At 71.8% G+C, this 16,282-nt stretch carries 13 protein-coding genes and 3 pseudogenes; 9 read left to right on the top strand and 7 right to left on the bottom strand.

The features are described 5' to 3' along the window. Positions 1–12: 12 nt before the first annotated feature. Positions 13–522, top strand: coding sequence for a GNAT family N-acetyltransferase (locus ACZ43N_RS01870; RefSeq protein WP_468094367.1), 510 nt, complete (start codon positions 13–15; stop codon positions 520–522). A gap of 119 nt (positions 523–641) precedes the next feature. Here ACZ43N_RS01870 and ACZ43N_RS01865 read toward each other — a convergent pair whose 3' ends face one another. The 3 genes and pseudogenes from ACZ43N_RS01865 to ACZ43N_RS01855 form a co-directional block, all read right to left on the bottom strand. Further along, a complete protein-coding gene (locus tag ACZ43N_RS01865) occupies positions 642–947 on the bottom strand; it encodes a transposase (protein WP_468094676.1) in 306 nt (101 codons plus the stop codon). Next, a pseudogene (locus ACZ43N_RS01860) lies at positions 839–1,210 on the bottom strand (transposase); the annotation flags it as partial. The pseudogene ACZ43N_RS01860 and the gene ACZ43N_RS01865, both read right to left, overlap by 109 nt. A 103-nt stretch (positions 1,211–1,313) precedes the next feature. After that, positions 1,314–2,219 (bottom strand): hypothetical protein, encoded by a 906-nt coding sequence (locus ACZ43N_RS01855; protein WP_468094366.1) that lies wholly within the window; start codon positions 2,217–2,219, stop codon positions 1,314–1,316. 576 nt (positions 2,220–2,795) lie between these two features. Between ACZ43N_RS01855 and ACZ43N_RS01850 the strand changes: the two genes are divergently transcribed. The 4 genes from ACZ43N_RS01850 (at position 2,796) to ACZ43N_RS01835 (ending at position 7,737) form a co-directional block, all read left to right on the top strand. Continuing rightward, a complete protein-coding gene (locus ACZ43N_RS01850) occupies positions 2,796–3,260 on the top strand; it encodes an IS66 family transposase (RefSeq protein WP_468094365.1) in 465 nt (154 codons plus the stop codon). Positions 3,261–3,269: 9 nt separating this feature from the next. Then, positions 3,270–3,719, top strand: coding sequence for an SRPBCC family protein (locus tag ACZ43N_RS01845; RefSeq protein ID WP_468094364.1), 450 nt, complete (start codon positions 3,270–3,272; stop codon positions 3,717–3,719). Between the two features lie 525 nt (positions 3,720–4,244). Further along, the gene (locus ACZ43N_RS01840) at positions 4,245–5,285 is read left to right on the top strand and encodes a LacI family DNA-binding transcriptional regulator (protein WP_468094363.1); all 1,041 of its coding nucleotides are present in this window, start codon (positions 4,245–4,247) and stop codon (positions 5,283–5,285) included. An 862-nt stretch (positions 5,286–6,147) separates the two neighbouring features. Further along, positions 6,148–7,737, top strand: coding sequence for an alkaline phosphatase family protein (locus ACZ43N_RS01835; protein ID WP_468094675.1), 1,590 nt, complete (start codon positions 6,148–6,150; stop codon positions 7,735–7,737). A 25-nt stretch (positions 7,738–7,762) separates the two neighbouring features. Here ACZ43N_RS01835 and ACZ43N_RS01830 read toward each other — a convergent pair whose 3' ends face one another. Then, the gene (locus tag ACZ43N_RS01830) at positions 7,763–8,440 is read right to left on the bottom strand and encodes a hypothetical protein (RefSeq protein WP_468094362.1); all 678 of its coding nucleotides are present in this window, start codon (positions 8,438–8,440) and stop codon (positions 7,763–7,765) included. Between the two features lie 154 nt (positions 8,441–8,594). Between ACZ43N_RS01830 and ACZ43N_RS01825 the strand changes: the two genes are divergently transcribed. Next, positions 8,595–8,993 carry a VOC family protein gene (locus ACZ43N_RS01825; protein WP_468094361.1) on the top strand — a complete coding sequence of 133 codons (399 nt, stop codon included), beginning with the start codon at positions 8,595–8,597 and terminating at the stop codon, positions 8,991–8,993. Positions 8,994–9,052: 59 nt separating this feature from the next. Here the strand turns inward: ACZ43N_RS01825 and ACZ43N_RS01820 are convergent, their stop codons facing one another. Both ACZ43N_RS01820 and ACZ43N_RS01815 read right to left on the bottom strand, forming a co-directional pair. Next, positions 9,053–9,748 (bottom strand): DUF6597 domain-containing transcriptional factor, encoded by a 696-nt coding sequence (locus ACZ43N_RS01820; RefSeq protein ID WP_468094360.1) that lies wholly within the window; start codon positions 9,746–9,748, stop codon positions 9,053–9,055. A gap of 139 nt (positions 9,749–9,887) precedes the next feature. Continuing rightward, positions 9,888–10,163, bottom strand: a pseudogene (locus ACZ43N_RS01815) (helix-turn-helix transcriptional regulator); the annotation flags it as partial. 37 nt (positions 10,164–10,200) lie between these two features. Between ACZ43N_RS01815 and ACZ43N_RS01810 the strand changes: the two are divergent. Beyond that, a pseudogene (locus tag ACZ43N_RS01810) lies at positions 10,201–10,985 on the top strand (NAD(P)H-binding protein). Between the two features lie 41 nt (positions 10,986–11,026). Here the strand turns inward: ACZ43N_RS01810 and ACZ43N_RS01805 are convergent. Beyond that, positions 11,027–12,151, bottom strand: a complete 1,125-nt coding sequence (locus ACZ43N_RS01805; RefSeq protein ID WP_468094359.1) for a YihY/virulence factor BrkB family protein — start codon at positions 12,149–12,151, stop codon at positions 11,027–11,029. Between the two features lie 335 nt (positions 12,152–12,486). Between ACZ43N_RS01805 and ACZ43N_RS01800 the strand changes: the two genes are divergently transcribed. Together ACZ43N_RS01800 and ACZ43N_RS01795 are read left to right on the top strand one after the other, a co-directional pair. Next, positions 12,487–14,133: an acyl-CoA dehydrogenase family protein gene (locus tag ACZ43N_RS01800; RefSeq protein ID WP_468094358.1), complete on the top strand. Its 1,647-nt coding sequence runs from the start codon at positions 12,487–12,489 to the stop codon at positions 14,131–14,133. Positions 14,134–14,462: 329 nt separating this feature from the next. Continuing rightward, positions 14,463–15,785: a helix-turn-helix domain-containing protein gene (locus ACZ43N_RS01795; protein ID WP_468094674.1), complete on the top strand. Its 1,323-nt coding sequence runs from the start codon at positions 14,463–14,465 to the stop codon at positions 15,783–15,785. Positions 15,786–16,282: the final 497 nt, after the last annotated feature.

The raw sequence follows: 16,282 nt of genomic DNA, 5'->3' as shown, positions 1-16,282 counted from the left end.
AGGCTGGCCCTCATGGAGATCAGACTGGGCTGCCGGTATGACGCTGGCGATGTTGCGGCGCTGCATGCAGCGAGTTGGCGCACGGCATACGCGGGCATCATGCCCGATGACTTCTTGGGCGGCCCTCTCCTGGAAGATCGTTTGATGCTCTGGCTCGACCGCCTGGACAATCCTGTGCCGGGGGCGGCTCTGTTCGTGGCGGAGACGGCGACTGGAATCGACGGTTTCGCCTATTTGGTGCCGAAATCAGATGGCCGTGTGCTGCTGGACAACCTGCATGCCAGACCGGGGCGCACGGGGGCAGGGATCGGTGGCCGGTTGCTGGCACATGCGCTGGCATGGGCAGCTGATGAGCACCCGAGCAAGGCGGTCTACCTGGAAGTGCTCCGCGCCAATACCCGTGCGGTCGCGTTCTACGAGCGGCATGGGGCCGTCCGTACCGATGAGCGTATCTGCCGGTTCGATCAGGGCTTTGAGCTGCCTGAACTGGAGTACAGCTGGCTCAGCACCTCACACGCATAGGCAGTCCGGACTGTCTTGGCCGGCCGAGGGCCTCTGCGGCCGCACCACCACAGGCCTGGAAGGTCGATGAAGATCTTGGTGAGGGGCTGTTCGGCCGTCGGGCCGGACCGCCCCTGTGGTCATGTACCGGCCGGTGTGAGGTGCCAGGTGCCACCGGTGTGGGTGAGTCCGAGGTTGATCAGTCGGCGGAGGTTGAGGGCGGCGGCTCGGGTGTGGAGCCATGTGTCGTTCGTGATGGTGCCGCGGTAGCGCAGGCGCCGGTTGCCGTGGTGGACGAGCCAGGCGACGGCACGTTCGACGGGTGGCTCCAGCGGCGGTAGTCGGCCTGCCAGCCGGGGTCGGTCGCGGCCTGGGGGCGGGCGGCGGTCTGGAGATCGTGGTGAGGCCGGATGGTCAGGATGCGTCCGGCCCTGGCTTTGGTGCACCGTTCGCGCAGATGGCATCCGGCGCATAAGTCCCCGAAGAAGGCTTTGCGCTGGTGGTGCTGCCCGCCGGGGTCGGACAGGGCCACGGCGTGTCCGGCCGGGCAGGTCACGACGGCGGCCCGGGTGTCGATGGCGAAGTCGTCGAGGGTGAAGCCGCCGGGGACGGCGGGCCGCAGCGGGGCGGGTTTCTCGGTGTCGCACAGATCGCGCCGGGTCTGGCGGGTGTTCGCTCGGCCATGCGTCCCTCCGGTTCTTCGCCCCATGTGCGGTCGCCCGGGTGGGCGGGACCGCGATCGGTGACGGAGACGCCGGAGAAGGGCGCGGCGTTCGGCCCGTGGTCCGGAGATCTCCACGCCTTCCCCGCTCTCACCTCTTCCGTCGCGTTCCAAGGGTCGTGCGGGGGTTGCGCCTCTTGAGCCTCGCCCGCCTGCGTGGGTCGCGGGCAGCCGGGGTCAGGCGCCAGTATCCGTACGGGTTGTGGAAGAAGTCGTCGTCCTCGAACCGTTCGCACTCCACACGGTTCATGATCCAGCGCGGGGCGTCCTGGGCGATGCGGAAGCCCTCGCCGTTCTGGACTCCGTGCTCCGGCTGTTCCGTCAGCAGGTAGTACGACGCGATCTCCATGGTGGTCATCCAGTCGAGCAGCAGCCCCGGTTCGGGCACCCCGGTGGTTCCGGGGGCCAGCTCCACGTCGGCCTCGCCCAGCAGGTGCATGCCGCAGCTGTAGTAGACCTCCCCGTCGTGGATCACCGGCACGACCCACGCCCGGACGAGGGCGCCGACCAGGTCGTCCGCGGTCTCGGCGGCCGCCGCCTCGCCCGCCAGGGCCAGCCACCGCTCCCGACCGCAGGTCAACCCGCTGGACTCGTTCTTCACCGCGGTGGCCCCGTTGGCCAGCAGGGCCGCGGTCACGGCCAGCGCCCGGCGGGACACGTCGAGACCGGTGGCCTGGGAGATCGGCGGCGACAGGACATAGACGACCGAGTCGTGTGCGTCCACCGCGGCCCAGTCGTCGTCGCCGAACTCGCCGTCGCCGGTGACCCGGCGGGAGTCGAGCGCGGAGTCGAACGCCTCACGCATCCGGGGGTCAGGCTCCCGCTGGAACTCGTCGAGCGTGAAGTCCCCCGCGCCCGCCTCCTCGACCACCCGGCTGATGACATCGGGATCCAGGCCCACGCCGACCGCGCACAGCACATGCCTCGGCGTCACACCGGACGCCGGGACCACGAAGCGCGTGCCCTCGATGACGTGTCCTTGCCACAGCTTGCTCATCTGCCCAGCATCGCAGCTGAGCGTACGACGTTGTGATCTCCGTGGCACCAACAGGCACGGTGGTGGGGCCCGTTCAGGCGGTTCCCCTCGTCCCCGGGAACTGCCGCCGGAGGCAAGCACGGAACCCCGGGGGGTTGTCCAAGGCCGAGCCGCTACGCGATCGCCTACGGCGAGTCTTGGACATCTCCGAGAACCCGTGCTCGGACCAAGGCCCGTCAGGACGACCCGCCCCACCCCTTCAGGAGGACCCGGTGTCCACTCGTTACCGCATCATCAAGCTCCGCAGCGGCTGGGGCGTCGAGGACACCCGCACCGGCGCCGTCCGGACCGGCATGGTCCGCGTCGGCGCGGTCCAGCCGGCCGACCGACTCAACTCCCCAAGTAGGGGACGGGGGCCCGGAGGCACCTCCGGGCCCCCGTCCCCTCGTCTACCGCTGTCCGCTCACCAACGGAGGCTGACGCATCTTCACTGCCCGCTCGCACGGGCCGAGTCGCTCCCGCAGTGTCACAGTCATGCCGATGTAACTGGATAGGTGGTTCACCGCGGTGGGTTGATCTTGGTGCCGGGTTCGGTGGGTGAAGAAGGCCGCGGATGCGGCCCGGACAGCCGAGGTCGGGCAGATCGCCGACGCGGTCAGGACGGGGGAACTCAAGGCCCTGCGCACCGCGGCCGACGACGGGCTGGCAGCCACCGCCGCCCGAGCGTCGAAGACCGAGGCCAAGCACCACGCCCTGTTCAAGCGCCTGCACCGGCGCCGGGAGGACTACCTGCGCTGGGTCCACGACCTGCGGCTGCCGTTCGACAACAACCCCGCCGAACAGACGATCAGGATAGGAAAAGCGCGGATCGAGTCCCCGGATGTCTGCGGACCCTGCAAGGCGCGGACTTCGCCGCGATCCGCATCCACCTCGCCACCGCGGCCCGCCAGGACCAGCCCATGCTCGACGTCCTCGTGCAGGCCACGCGAGGCAGCCCCTGGATGCCCGCCACCACTTGACCACGCCGACCCCACCGACCGGCGATCAAGCACGCCCTTCTAGGATGGCGCGGTGCCGCACTTCGAGATCGTGACAGCCGTCGCCGCACCCCCGGACCGGGTGTTCGAGGCATGCCTCGACGTGGAAGCACACACGCGGTCGATGGCCGATTCGTCGGAGCGGGCGGTCGGCGGCAGGACCCGAGGCGGACTCTCACTCGGCGACACGGTGACCTTCCAGGCCCGCCACTTCGGCCTGACCTGGCGACTCACCGCCCGCATTACGGCGTATGACCCGCCCCAGCGCTTCGTGGACGAGCAGGATGCCGGCCCCTTCAAGCGATGGCATCACAGTCATCACTTCGAGCCGGACGGCACTGGCGGCACCGTTATGAGGGACGTCATCGACTTTGCCTCGCCGTTCGGATTCCTCGGACGTGTCGCCGACCGCACTGTCCTGAGCTGGTACATGCCCCGCCTCATCAGAACCCGCAACGCTTACCTCGCCGGCGCCTTGCGCTGAGCCCAGATTGACGATCACCAGGCCCTCAGGGGCGGTACAGGGTCCCGGCAGCCGCCACAGAGCCGACCGAGCCAAGCCAACCAACCACCTATCCGGTCACATGCCGATAACAGTGACGGCATCCTGGTCACTTACTCCCAGTAGGGGCAACGGCGAGCCGGTGTAGCCGCAGCACGTACGGCACCGACGAACCCACGCGTTGGGAAGTGCTGAAGTGGGCCATGACCGAGGATTACGCCGCTACGATCCATGGCCCGGATCATGCCACCGTCGCCTTCAACGCGGACCCAGGGAAACCGCATGGGTGGTCGACGCAGAGTGACGGAGTCCCGCATCCCGTCCTGAATACGCGGCACCCCAACATGCGAGCCCAACTGTCCCGAGCCCGGTTCCCGCGGTACGCCATGGGTGGCACTCCGAATCTCCTCTCCTTCCCGCCGTGTTGAGTTGGCCTTACGGTAGAGAGCGCTTGCTACTCGAAAAGTTCACCGGCCCTCGGGACGGGGCCTGAGAGGTGGAGTCGCGATGGTGCGTGGCGGGAGCGCGACGGCCGGGCCGACGCTGGCGGTGGTGGCGCGTGAGGCCGGGGTGTCCGTGCCGACGGCCTCGAAGGTGGTCAACGGCCGGGAGGACGTGGCCCCCGAGACCCGACGCCGGGTCACCGAGGCGCTGGACCGGCTCGGTTATGTCCGCAGACCCAGGTTCGAGGCGTCGAAGCCGCCGCGCATGGTCGACCTGGTGGTGCACTCGCTGGAGAGTTCCTGGTCGGGAGCGGTGCTGCACGGCGTGGAGCAGGCGGCGCACGACGCGGGCCTGGAGGTGGTCGTTTCGGCGGGCCTCACCCGGACCCGGGGCGAGCGCCCCGAGCGCGGCTGGTTCGACAAGCTGACAGCCCGGGGCTCGGCGGGGGTGCTGTTCAATCTGGCCGAGCTGTCCCCCGCCCAGTACTCCTGGCTCGCCCAGCACCGGGTTCCGTTCGTTCTGATCGACCCGGTCCTCGAACCGCCGCCCGGCGTGGTGTCGGTGGGCGCGGCCAACTGGCAGGGCGGTATGACCGCCACCGAGCATCTGCTGAGCCTCGGGCACGAGCGGGTCGCCGTGATCGCCGGGTTCCGGCGCAAGATGTGCAGCAGCGCGCGGGTCGCCGGCTACCGCTCGGCACTGATGGCCGCGGGCGTTCCCTACCGGTCGGAGTACGTCCGCTACGGCAACTTCATGGAGACCACCGCCCACCACCGTATGCTCCAGCTGCTGGACCTTCCCGAACCGCCGACCGCGGTGTTCGTCTGCTCGGACAAGATGGCGCTCGGTGTCTACCAGGCGCTGTCCGAGCGGGGGTTGCGGATCCCCGACGACATCAGTGTGGTGGGTTTCGACGATCTGCCGGAGGCGCGCTGGGCGACTCCGGGCCTGACGACCGTCCGCCAGCCCCTGTCCGAGATGGCCTCCACGGCGCTGCGGCTGCTCGTCCGGATGATGGAGGGCGACCGACCGGAGGGCACGCGCACGGAGTTGTCGACCCGGCTGGTGGAGCGGGCGAGCACGGGGGCGCCGCGCTCGGCCTGACCGCGGGGTGGGAGGGTGTCGGAGTTCACGTGAAGGGGTTGCGGACGGCCTGAAAGCGGGTGAACGGTGGGCGTCGCCGCACCGTACGCATAGTGATGGGCGTACGGGTGCGAAGGCGGGTCCCGCTCCTCGGCTCTCTCCGTCCACCAGCACAGAGCTCCAGCATGTTCCACAGGGAAGGACCTTCGGGTTGTCGCACACACGCTCTCCGCAGCTTCCGGGCCCGGCACCAGCACCGGACGACGACACCGCTCCCGAGAACACCGCAGAGGCCGCAGAGGCCGCAGAGGCGAAACGAAAGCCCGGGGTGGTGTCCGCCGCCGCGGCGGAGACCGAACACATGCCGGAGGCCGCGTCCGGGGCCGAGGCCGTGTCCGGGCCCAGGGCGGGGTCGGAGCCGGAAGGGCGGTCCGAGCCGGACGAGCGGTCGGAGCCGGAGGGCGGGTCGCGGCCGGCCCGCACGCCCGAGCCGCAGCCCGAGGGTGGTTCGGAGTCGGAGCTCGCGGCGGAGACCGAGCAGGAGTCCTCGCCCGCGTCGGAGCCCGCGGCCGAGACCGATGCGAAGCCGGAGCCCGCGGACGAGGTCCAGGCCGATCAGGAGCCCGCAGCCGAGGCCGAGCGCGCGATCGAGCCCATGGCCGAGACCGATGCCGAGTCAGACCCCGCTGCCGACTCCACGCCTGCTCCCGACGCCGGTGGCAAGGCCACGTCCGAGACCGAACCGGCGGCCGGGACTGCGCGGGCGGCCGAGGCCCGGCCGGAACCCGACTCCGCGTCCGGGCGGACTCCCGCACGCCGGGGCTGGCGTGCCCGGTACCCCCGGCAGGCCCGCATCCTGGCGTGGGCCGGGACCGGGTTGGCCATGGCCCTCGTCATGTTCGCGTTGCTCGTGCCGAACGACATGACGAAGTTCGAGGTGGGCCGGCTGCTGCGGATCCCGGCGGAAGGCATCCTCGGGGCGGCGCTGCTGCTGGTGGTGCCGCCGAAGGCACGGCGCGTGGCGGTGGTGGTCATCGGGGCGGTGCTCGGCCTGCTGATGATCGTCAAGGTGCTGGACATGGGGTCGTACTGGACCCTCGACCGGCCGTTCGACCTGGTGCTGGACTGGATGCTGCTGGACAACGCCCGGTCGTTCATGAAGGACTCGCTCGGTGACACGGCGGTGCAGGCCGCGACGTTCGGTGTGATCGCGCTGGTGCTCGCCCTCCCGGTCCTGATGACGCTGGCGGTCAGGCGGATCAGCCGGCTGATGGAGCGCGACCGGCACACCGCGAGCCGTACCCTCCTCGTCCTCGGCACCGTCTGGATCACCTGCTCGACGCTGACTCTGGAGGTCGCGGACGTACCGCTGGCCTCGCACAGTGCGGCCACGCTCGTGGAGAACCGGATCGAGGCGGTGCGCGACGGGCTGAAGGACGGCGAGGCGTTCGAGAAGGCGGCGGCGGTCGACGCCTTCGCCGACGTACCGCCGGACCAGTTGCTGACCGGGCTGCGCGGCAAGGACGTGCTGATCACGTTCATCGAGAGCTACGGCCGCTCCGCGATCGACAACCCGCAGATGGGCGAGCCGCTGAGCGAGACGCTCGCGCAGAAGACGCAGGAGCTGAAGGACGCAGGGTACGCGTCGCGCAGCGGCTGGCTGCGCTCGCCCATCACGGGCGCCGGCAGCTGGCTGGGCCACTCCACGTTCCTGTCCGGATTGTGGATCAAGAACCAGTCACGCTACAACCACCTCGTCGCGAGCGACCGCCTCACCCTCACCGAGGCGTTCCGCCGCACCGGCGCCTGGCGCACGGTCGGTATCGTGCCGGGCACGCAGAAGGCCTGGCCGGAGGGCAAGTACTTCGGTCTCGACCACATCTACGACTCCGACCAACTGGGCTACCAGGGGCCGAAGTTCAGCTGGTCGACCATGCCGGACCAGTACACGCTGAAGGCGTTCAGGGAGCTGGAGTACGGCAAGGAGGGCCGCAAGCCGATGATGGCGGAGATCATCCTGACCTCCAGCCACAACCCGTGGGCGCCCATCCCCCGGACGATCCCGGAGGAGGAGATCGGCGACGGCTCGGTCTACCACGCCCTGCAGAAGGCCGAGGGCAAGGACCCCAAGGAGGTCTGGAAGGACCCCCTCGCCGTCCGTGACGAGTACCGCAAGACCATCCAGTACTCGGTGAGCAGCATCGTCGACTTCGTCGCGAAGTACGGCTCGAAGGACACCGTCCTGATCTTCCTCGGCGACCACCAGCCCAACAAGACGGTCACCGGCGACAATCCGAGCCACGACGTGCCGGTCTCGGTCGTCGCCCAGGACCCGAAGGTGCTGGAGAAGATCGCCGACTGGGGCTGGGCGGACGGCCTCAAGCCCGCCTCGGACACCCCGGTCTGGCGCATGGACAAGTTCCGCGACCAGTTCATGACGGCGTTCGGCCCGCAGTCGGGCGGTACGTCCTAAGGGCGCCCGGGTCGTGTCCGAGGGCTCAGCCGGACGTGCCCACCTCGTTGTCCGGTGCTCCGTCGCCGACCGGGGGGAGGTCGCCCCGTTCGACCGGCGTCCCGTCGGTCGGGGGTGGCGTCTTCTCTCCGGAGGGCACCGTCGTGTGCCGCGGGGGCGGGAGGAGGCAGGCCAGTTCGGCGTCGCTCGGGCGGTGCGCGGCCCGGGCGGCGGCGCGCAGGACGTCGCGGTCGACCGCGGCCGTGGCGGCGCTGATCCGGACGACGTGGTCCGCGCGTTGGAGGGCGTACTCATGCTGTCCCGCCGATGTGCGGTACCAGGCGTCGCCGTCGCGCGCACAGCTGACGGCCGCGCCGGTGCCCTGTCCGAGGGGCTGCTCGGGGCAGCTCTCGGCGGTCATCGCGCCGCGGTCGACAAGGAGCAGGAGCTGGGCGCTGTTCCGCCGGGACCAGTAGGCGGCGGAGAAACCGTCGTCGCCGTACACACCGACCGACTGCCGGGCGAGCTCGAACCCGGGGGACTCGGTGACGTAGACGAGTTCCGGGGCAAGACCGAGTGCCTCGGCGCGGGCGTGGAGCTGGGCCCGGTCGGGGGTCGGCGTCAGGGGTTCGCGGGGCACCGCCACGATCTTCTCGCTCCCGCAGCTCGCGAGCAGCAGCGGCAGCAACGCCAGGGGCAGCAGAGTGCGCGCGGTACGGAACATGTCTCCCATCCTGCCGCACAGTTGTTCCACAGGCGGGTCAAAGGGCCGGTTGGGTGGAAGCGCTTGCTCCCCGCCGTCACGGTCCCCCGACGGTCGCCGCCTCGTGTCCGATTCCTTCAAGACCGGCCCCCCGTGGCCCACCTACGGTGGCCGTATGACTCCACGACTCGACGCGATCGGGATGGTGGCCTCGGACATGGCCGCCTCCGTCACCTTCTACCGCCGTCTCGGCTTCGACTTCCCCGAGGGCTCCGAGGAGCAGCCGCACGCCGAGGCCACGCTGCCCGGTGGGCTGCGGCTGATGCTCGACACCGAGGAGACCGTGCGGTCGTTCCACCCCGAGTGGCGGCGGGGCCGGGGCGGCGGCGCCGGACTGGCCCTGCTGTGCGACAGTCCGGCCGAAGTCGACGCGGTGTACGAGGAGTTGGTCGCCGCCGGCCATCAGGGCGAACTCAAGCCGTGGGACGCGGTGTGGGGCCAGCGGTACGCCGTGGTCCTCGACCCGGACGGCAACGGCGTCGACCTGTTCGCACCGCTGGCGTCAGCCGGGTAGCGGGCGTCGCGGCGGCTTCCCGGCCAGGGATCAGCAGGGCACGACGCCGGGCGGGCACGTCACCGTCCGCCCAGCAGTTCACCGAGCGGAAGCCCGGCCAACTCCCTCACCTCACGTGCCAGATGGGCCTGGTCGGCGTAACCGGTCCGGGCCGCGGTCTCGGCGTACGACACCCCGTCACGGGCCAGGGCGAGCGCCCGCTGCAACCGCAGCACCCGGGCCAGCGTCTTGGGCCCGTATCCGAACGCGACGAGGGATCGGCGGTGCAACTGCCGTGCACCGAGCCCGAGTTCGTCGGCGGTGGCAGACACCGGCCGCCCCGCCTCCAGTGCGACGACCACCCGCCGCAGCAGCGGATCCGGCCGCTCGGCCTCGGCAGCCCGCTCCAGGGCCACCTCTTCGAGACCGCTCGCCGGATCGCCGGCCGCATTCACCCGGGCGGTGAGCCTGCGTACCAGGGCGGTTGGCCAGATGTCGTCCAACTCCACGCGCCGGTCGCGCAGTTCATGCGCGGGCACGCCCAGGAAGGTGGGCGCGGTGCCGGGGTGGAACCGGACCCCGGCCCAGGTGCCGCGGGCGCCTTCGGTGACGTACGCGTGGGTGTCGGGCCCGGCGACCAGCAGCCGTCCGTCGTTCCAGAGCAGATCCATACAGCCGTCGGGCAGAACCCGGCCCGAGCCGGGCTCGCCCGGACCGCCGGGACTCCTCGTCCACACGACGGCCCCGTCCAGCCGAGACGCCCGCTCCGTGTACACGGGGGCAAGGCTACGCCCGCGGGCACGGGCGGGCCTGCCGCGCCGGTCGGGGACGTGGGACCGGCGAGCGGCCACGGCCGACCGGCGGCACGTCGGGCGACCCCGCTCGCGCCCCGGCCGGTGTCGGCGACACACCTGATCAACGCCCCTGGGCCACGCGCCCCCGATGCTCCTGCGGGCTCACCCCGTACACCCTCTTGAACGCGTTCGACAGGGAGAACGCGCTCCCGCAGCCGACCCGCCGGGCGATCGCCTCCAGGGTGTCGTCGGTGTCCCGGAGCCGGTCCGCGGCCAGGGCGAGCCGCCACCGCGTGAGGTAGGTCATCGGCGGCTCCCCGACCAGTTCGTGGAACCGCCGGGCGAGTGCCGCCCTGGACGCGCCCGCCTTCGCGGCGAGTGCCGTCACGGTCCAGGGCGACCCCGCCCCAGGCGGTCATCCTGCCGGGCGCCGAGTGCGGCTACCCCGACGGGCGGCGGCGCGGGCCGCCGGTCTCACGGTGCGGGCGGCGTCCCGCGCGAGCGGCTTCGACTGGATGGACCGGTCCACGTGGGCTCCGGCGCTCAAAGGGGTGGACGCGGCGTATCTGGTGCACCCCTCGGACATCGGTGCGCCGGGCGCCGCCGAGGCACTCGGCGGGTTCGCCCGGGAGGCGGTCGCGCGGGGTGTCCGCCGGCTCGTGCTGCTGTCGGCGCGGGGGCAGGACCTCGCCCTGCCGGCGGAGGAGGCCGTGCGGGCGTCGGGGGCGGACTGGACGATCGTGCGGGCTGCGTGGTTCATGCAGAACTTCAGCGAGGGGCCGCTGGTGGAGGGGCTGCGCCAGGGGGAGCTGGTGTTCCCCGGTGGTGAGGTGGCGGAGCCGTTCGTGGATGTGCGGGACATCGCGGACGTGGTCGTCGCGGTGCTCGGCTCCGGCGGGGCGGCGGCGTATGCCGGGCGGACCGTGGAGGTGACCGGGGCGCGGCTGCTGAGTTTCCGGGCGGCGGTCGCGGAGATCGCGCGGGTCGTGGGCCGGGAGTTCGTCTATGTGCCGGTGTCCGCTCGGGACTACGGGGAGGCGCTGCTGGGGTTCGGGGTGCCCGCCGGGGAGGTGGGGCCCTGGTGGAGACGTTCGAGGCACTGCTGGACGGACGCAACGCGAGCACGGCCGACGGGGTGCGCGGTGTGCTGGGCCGAGAGCCGCGAGGGTTCTCGGAGTTCGTCCGGGAGGCCGCCGCCGCGGGCGCCTGGAAGGGGTGACCGGGCGGCCGGGGTTCGCCCGCCCCGGCCGGGGGCGCCCCCTACTCGTCGCCCTTCTTCGCGGGTGACCGCAGGCGCGAGGTCACGTCCTCCGGGGGCAGGAAGCGGGACCAGCGCTCCGGGAACTCGGAGGGCATGTCGGGGTCCTCGGGGTCGTGGGAGCGGGCGGCGGCGGCGCGGGCGACGTACTCGGCGGCCTGCTCCTCACGCAGGCGCTCGTTGGCGGCGCGGGCGGCTGCGGTGGCGGCGGCCGGCCAGACGCGGTCGATGGCGGCGTTGACGGCCGCGCCGACCAGGACCGCGAAGGCGCTCACACCGATCCAGAGCAGGACGGCGACCGCGGCGGCGAGGGAGCCGTAGATCGTCGCTCCCTCGACCGTGTTGGCGAGGTAGATGCGCAGCAGGAAACTGCCGAGGACCCACATGCCCAGGGCGACGAGCGAGCCCGGCACGTCCTCCACCCACGGTGAGCGCACCGGCACCGACACGTGGTAGAGCGTCGTGAGGAAGACGATGGACAGGACGATCACGACCGGCCAGTAGAGGACCTGGACGACGGTGGTCGACCACGGCACGATCCGGACCACCGCGTCGGGACCCGCGACCATCAGCGGCAGCGCGACGGAGCCGATGAGCAGGGCCACGATGAACAGCAGGAACGCCATCAGACGGGTCTTGACGATGCCGCGGACGCCGTCGAGGCCGTACATGACGGTGATGGTGTCGATGAAGACGTTCACCGCGCGGGAGCCGGACCACAGGGCGATCAGGAAGCCGATGGAGATGACGTCGGGGCGGCCGCCCTTCATCACGTCGTCCAGGATGGGCTGCGCGATCTCCCGGACGCCCTTGTCGGACAGGACGGTGCGGGAGGCCTCCAGGAGGTTGAGTTCCAGGCTGGCGATGGTGTCGGCGCCGGTCCAGTCGTCGACGTAGCCGAGGAGGCCGATCATGCTGAGCAGCAGCGGCGGCACCGAGAGCAGGGTGAAGAACGCCGCCTCCGCGGCGAGGCCGAGGATGCGGTACTCGATGCAGGAGTTGACGGTGTCCTTGAGGAGCAGCCAGGCGGTCCTGCGCTTGGAGACGTTCCGGTAGAGGGCACGCGCGCGGTGGAGACGCCCGTGCGGGCTCTCGGATCGGGGGGGTGACTGACTTGCTGGCTGCACGCCCTAAAGGTATCCGTCTGCGCGTGCCGGCCTCACCTCACGGGGCGGCGGGCCGCGTCCGGTTCCGCGTGGGCCGCCCGCTTCCCTCCGGCCCCGTCACGGGACGGATGCCGAAGCCTGCGGCCGGGCAAGGTCCGGCAGGCCGGGTGGCGGAAAATCCGGGTTCGGGGGCTCCACCGGCGCGGTCGTCAGTGGCGCCGGCGAGTGGCTGAACCACCGACGAACCGGGCACGGGGGGGAACTAGCGGCCCCGGTGGTCCGAGCCGGGGCGGCCTCGGGGAGCCGTCCCCCGGATGCGGGTGACCGTCGCCGTACCGGGGGGTAGGTTTCCTGGCATGGCAGCCACGCACGCAGTGACCAATCAGGTTCCGCCCCTGGTGGGCTATGACGTCTTCGCCGCCGACCGGGTCCTGACGGAGGCCGTCGAACGGCATGTGGCCCCGGACGCGCTCGACGAGGTCCGCGGCGAACTGTCGGGGCTCGGCCGCACGGCGGGGTCGGAGCAGGTCCAGGAGTGGGGCAGGCTCGCCAACGAGCACCCGCCGAAGCTGCGCACGCACGACCGCTACGGCAACCGGATCGACGAGGTCGAGTTCCACCCGTCCTGGCACCGGCTGCTCGGCAAGGGCGTCTCGGCGGGGCTGACGGCCGCCTGGACGCGGCCCGCCGGCCATGTCCGGCGGGCCGCCGGCTTCGTCGTCTGGACGCAGGTCGAGGCCGGCACGGGCTGTCCCCTGTCGATGACGCACGCCGCGGTGCCGGCCCTGCGCACGGACCCGGAGCTGGCCGCCGAGTGGGAGCCCCGGCTGACGTCCACGATCTACGACTGGGACCTGCGGCCCGCCGACCGGAAGGCCGGTGTGCTCTTCGGGATGGGCATGACCGAGAAACAGGGCGGCAGCGACGTACGCGCCAACACGACCGAGGCCCGGCCCCTGGCCGAGGACGGGACGTACGAGCTGCGGGGCCACAAGTGGTTCTGCTCGGCGCCGATGTCGGACGGGTTCCTGGTGCTGGCCCAGGCTCCGGGCGGGCTGACCTGCTTCCTGGTGCCGCGGGTACTGCCGGACGGCACCCGGAACGTGTTCCGCATCCAGCGTCTGAAGGACAAGCTGGGCAACCGGTCGAACGCCTCCGGCGAGGTCGAGTTCGACGGGACGTGGGCCCGCCGGGTCGGGGACGAGGGCCGGGGCGTGCGCACGATCATCGAGATGGTGGCCGTCACCCGGCTGGACTGCGCGCTGGGCGCGGCCTCGCTGATGCGGCAGGCGGTGGCGCAGGCGGTGCACCACTGCACGTACCGGGAGGCGTTCGGCGGGAAGCTCGTCGACAAGCCGCTGATGCGGAACGTTCTCGCCGATCTGGCGCTGGAGTCGGAGGCGGCGACGACGCTGGCGCTGCGGCTGGCCGCGGCGTACGACGCGGCGGAGGGAGCGGACGGCGACGAGAACGAGCGCGCGTTCCTGCGGCTGGCGGTGCCGGCCGCCAAGTACTGGGTGACCAAGCGCTGTACGGCCCTTGTGGCGGAGGCCTCGGAATGCCTCGGCGGCAACGGCTATGTCGAGGAGTCGGGGATGCCCCGGCTGCTGCGGGAGTCGCCGCTCAACTCGATCTGGGAGGGCGCCGGGAACGTCCAGGCGCTGGACGTGCTGCGCGCCCTGCAGCGGGAACCCCGGGCGCTCGACGCGTACCTGCGGGAGGTGGGCCGGGCCCGTGGCGCCGACCACCGTCTCGACGGGGCGATCAAGAACCTGCTGACCGAACTCGCCGACCTCGACGGCGTCGAGGCCCGCGGCCGCCGGCTCGTGGAGCGCCTCGCCCTCGTCCTCCAGGGCGCCCTCCTGGTCCGCTACGCTCCCCCGGCGGTCGCGGACGCGTTCTGCGCGTCCCGTCTGGGCGGCGACTGGGGCACGGCCTTCGGAACCCTGCCGCACACCCTGGACCTGGCCTCGGTGGTGGAGCGGGCCCGGCCGGTGAGCTGAGCCCCGCCGGCGGGTGCCACCCCTTTCGAGTGGCGCGGAGGTGGTGCTGCGCCGACACGGCACCACCTCCGCAGCCGAGCCCCTGTGAGCGGAGCACACGCGCCGCACCGGGCGGCGTCGAACAAGTTTCAGGCAGGCCCCGGCCGTCCGCCAGAGTTGCAAGGGGTTGCAACTCGTCCGCGCTCTGGGGCCGGAGTGAGTCCTTCCGTGGCCGAGGAACGGCAGACTATGAACCCCGTAGTCAACGCCGGTCGCGCAGGCCCGGACTCCCTCGGCCCTCCCGGGCGGGGAGGCGGCCTGCCGGGGAGGAACGAGTGGCGCACTCGCCGATGGAAGTCACGCGGCTCACCGCCACGGACGCCGCCCGGGCGGCACGGGTGCTCGGCGAGGTCCGTGCCTCCGCGCTCGCCGGGCGGCGTCCGAACCCCGCCCCCCGCCCGGTGATCCGGGAGTCCTGGAGCCGCATGCTGCGCAGCGGGATGGATCCCGACCACGACCTCCGGGCCGACCTGCTGAGCCGGGACGAGGTGGAGCGCCGCCGCCAGACCTCACCCCTGCGGCATGTACTGCCGGTGCTGCGCGAGGGGTTGCTGTCCCTGGCGGACACCGCGCAGCACATCATGATGGTCGCCGACGCGGACGCCCGGGTGCTGTGGCGGGAGGGCAGTACGGCGGTGCTCCGCAAGGCCGACGGACAGGGTCTCGGGCTCGGCGCGGACCTGCGGGAGGAGACCGTCGGCACCAACGGGGTGGGCACGCCCCTGGTGGTCCGCCGGCCTGTCCAGGTGTTCTCCTCCGAGCACTTCGTGCGGGTCCTGCACTCATGGACCTGCACCGGCGCCCCGATCACCGACCCGCGCGACGGCCGGCTTCTCGGCTCGGTCGACATCAGCGGCCCCCTGGAGACGCTGCATCCCGCCACGCTGGCGCTGGTGGACTCGGTCGCCAAACTGGCTCAGGCCCGGCTGCGCGACCTCCACCTCGCCTCGCTGGAGCAGTTGCGGGCGGTGGCGGCTCCGGTGCTGGCCCGGATCGACGGCCCGGCGGTCGCCGTGGACCGGGACGGCTGGACGGCCGCGGTCACGGGCATGCCGTACTCCAATCGCCTCGCCCTGCCCAAGTCCCTCTCCCCCGGCCGCTGCCGGCTGCCCGCCCTGGGACTGTGCACGGTCGAGCCGCTCTCCGCGGGCTGGCTGATACGGCCCACCGCGGACCCCGGGCCCGCCCCGACGGCCACCCGCATCAGCGTCGACGTCTCCCACCCGCGCCGCTGGACCGTCACCGTCTCCGGCGGCGCCGGCTCCTGGACCCACGAGCTCAGCCCCCGCCACGCCGAACTCCTGTACCTCCTCGCCCTCCACCGCGGCGGCCGCAGCGCCTCCGCCCTCGCCGACGACATGTTCGGCGATCCCGCCCGCACGGTCACCGTCCGCGCCGAGATGTCCCGCGTGCGCCGCTACCTGGGCGCCTACCTCGACCACCGGCCGTACCGCTTCACCGAACGGGCCGACGTCGAGGTGGTCCTCCCGGACAGCCCCCTCGACCTGCTGCCGCATTCGGTGGCGCCGGGGGTGGTGCGGGCGAGAGCGGCGGCGGCGCCGGTCGGGCAGGTACGGGAGGAAGGGCCGCTGGAGCACGGGGGACACGCCTAGAAGGTCGATGAAGATCTTGGTGAGGGGCTGTTCGGCCGTCAGGCCGGACCGCCCCTGTGGTCATGTACCGGCCGGTGTGAGGTGCCAGGTGCCACGGGTGTGGCATCGCCGCCGGGAACAGCTCGCCGCGGTGCTCGGCCAGGAACACGAACACACTCCCGGCCGGGATCAGTTCCCGGGCAGGTCTCCCGCACGTCCGGCCCGACGGTCTCGCCGACCCACTCACCCATCGCCACAAGACGAGTCTGGCCCTGCCGCTGACGCGGCAGGGCCAGAACCCAAGATCTTCATGAGCCTTCTAGGGGGTGTTGCGGAGGGGGCAGGGTCCCGGTTCGGGCGAGTTGGTGTTCACCGACAGCCTCGGGCTGCTCGTCCACCGGGCCCCGTCTCCCCCGCAACACCTCTCCGATGAACGGATCATGGGCCCCGAGTGAGGGATCTCCCTGTAATTCCGGCGTCCTCGGCGTGACACGTGTCCCACTGCCGTAGCATCGCTT

This window comes from Streptomyces sp. NPDC030814, from assembly GCF_055572155.1.
Note: the sequence above shows the minus strand (reverse complement) of the source record. Positions and strands in the feature narration are given on the sequence as shown.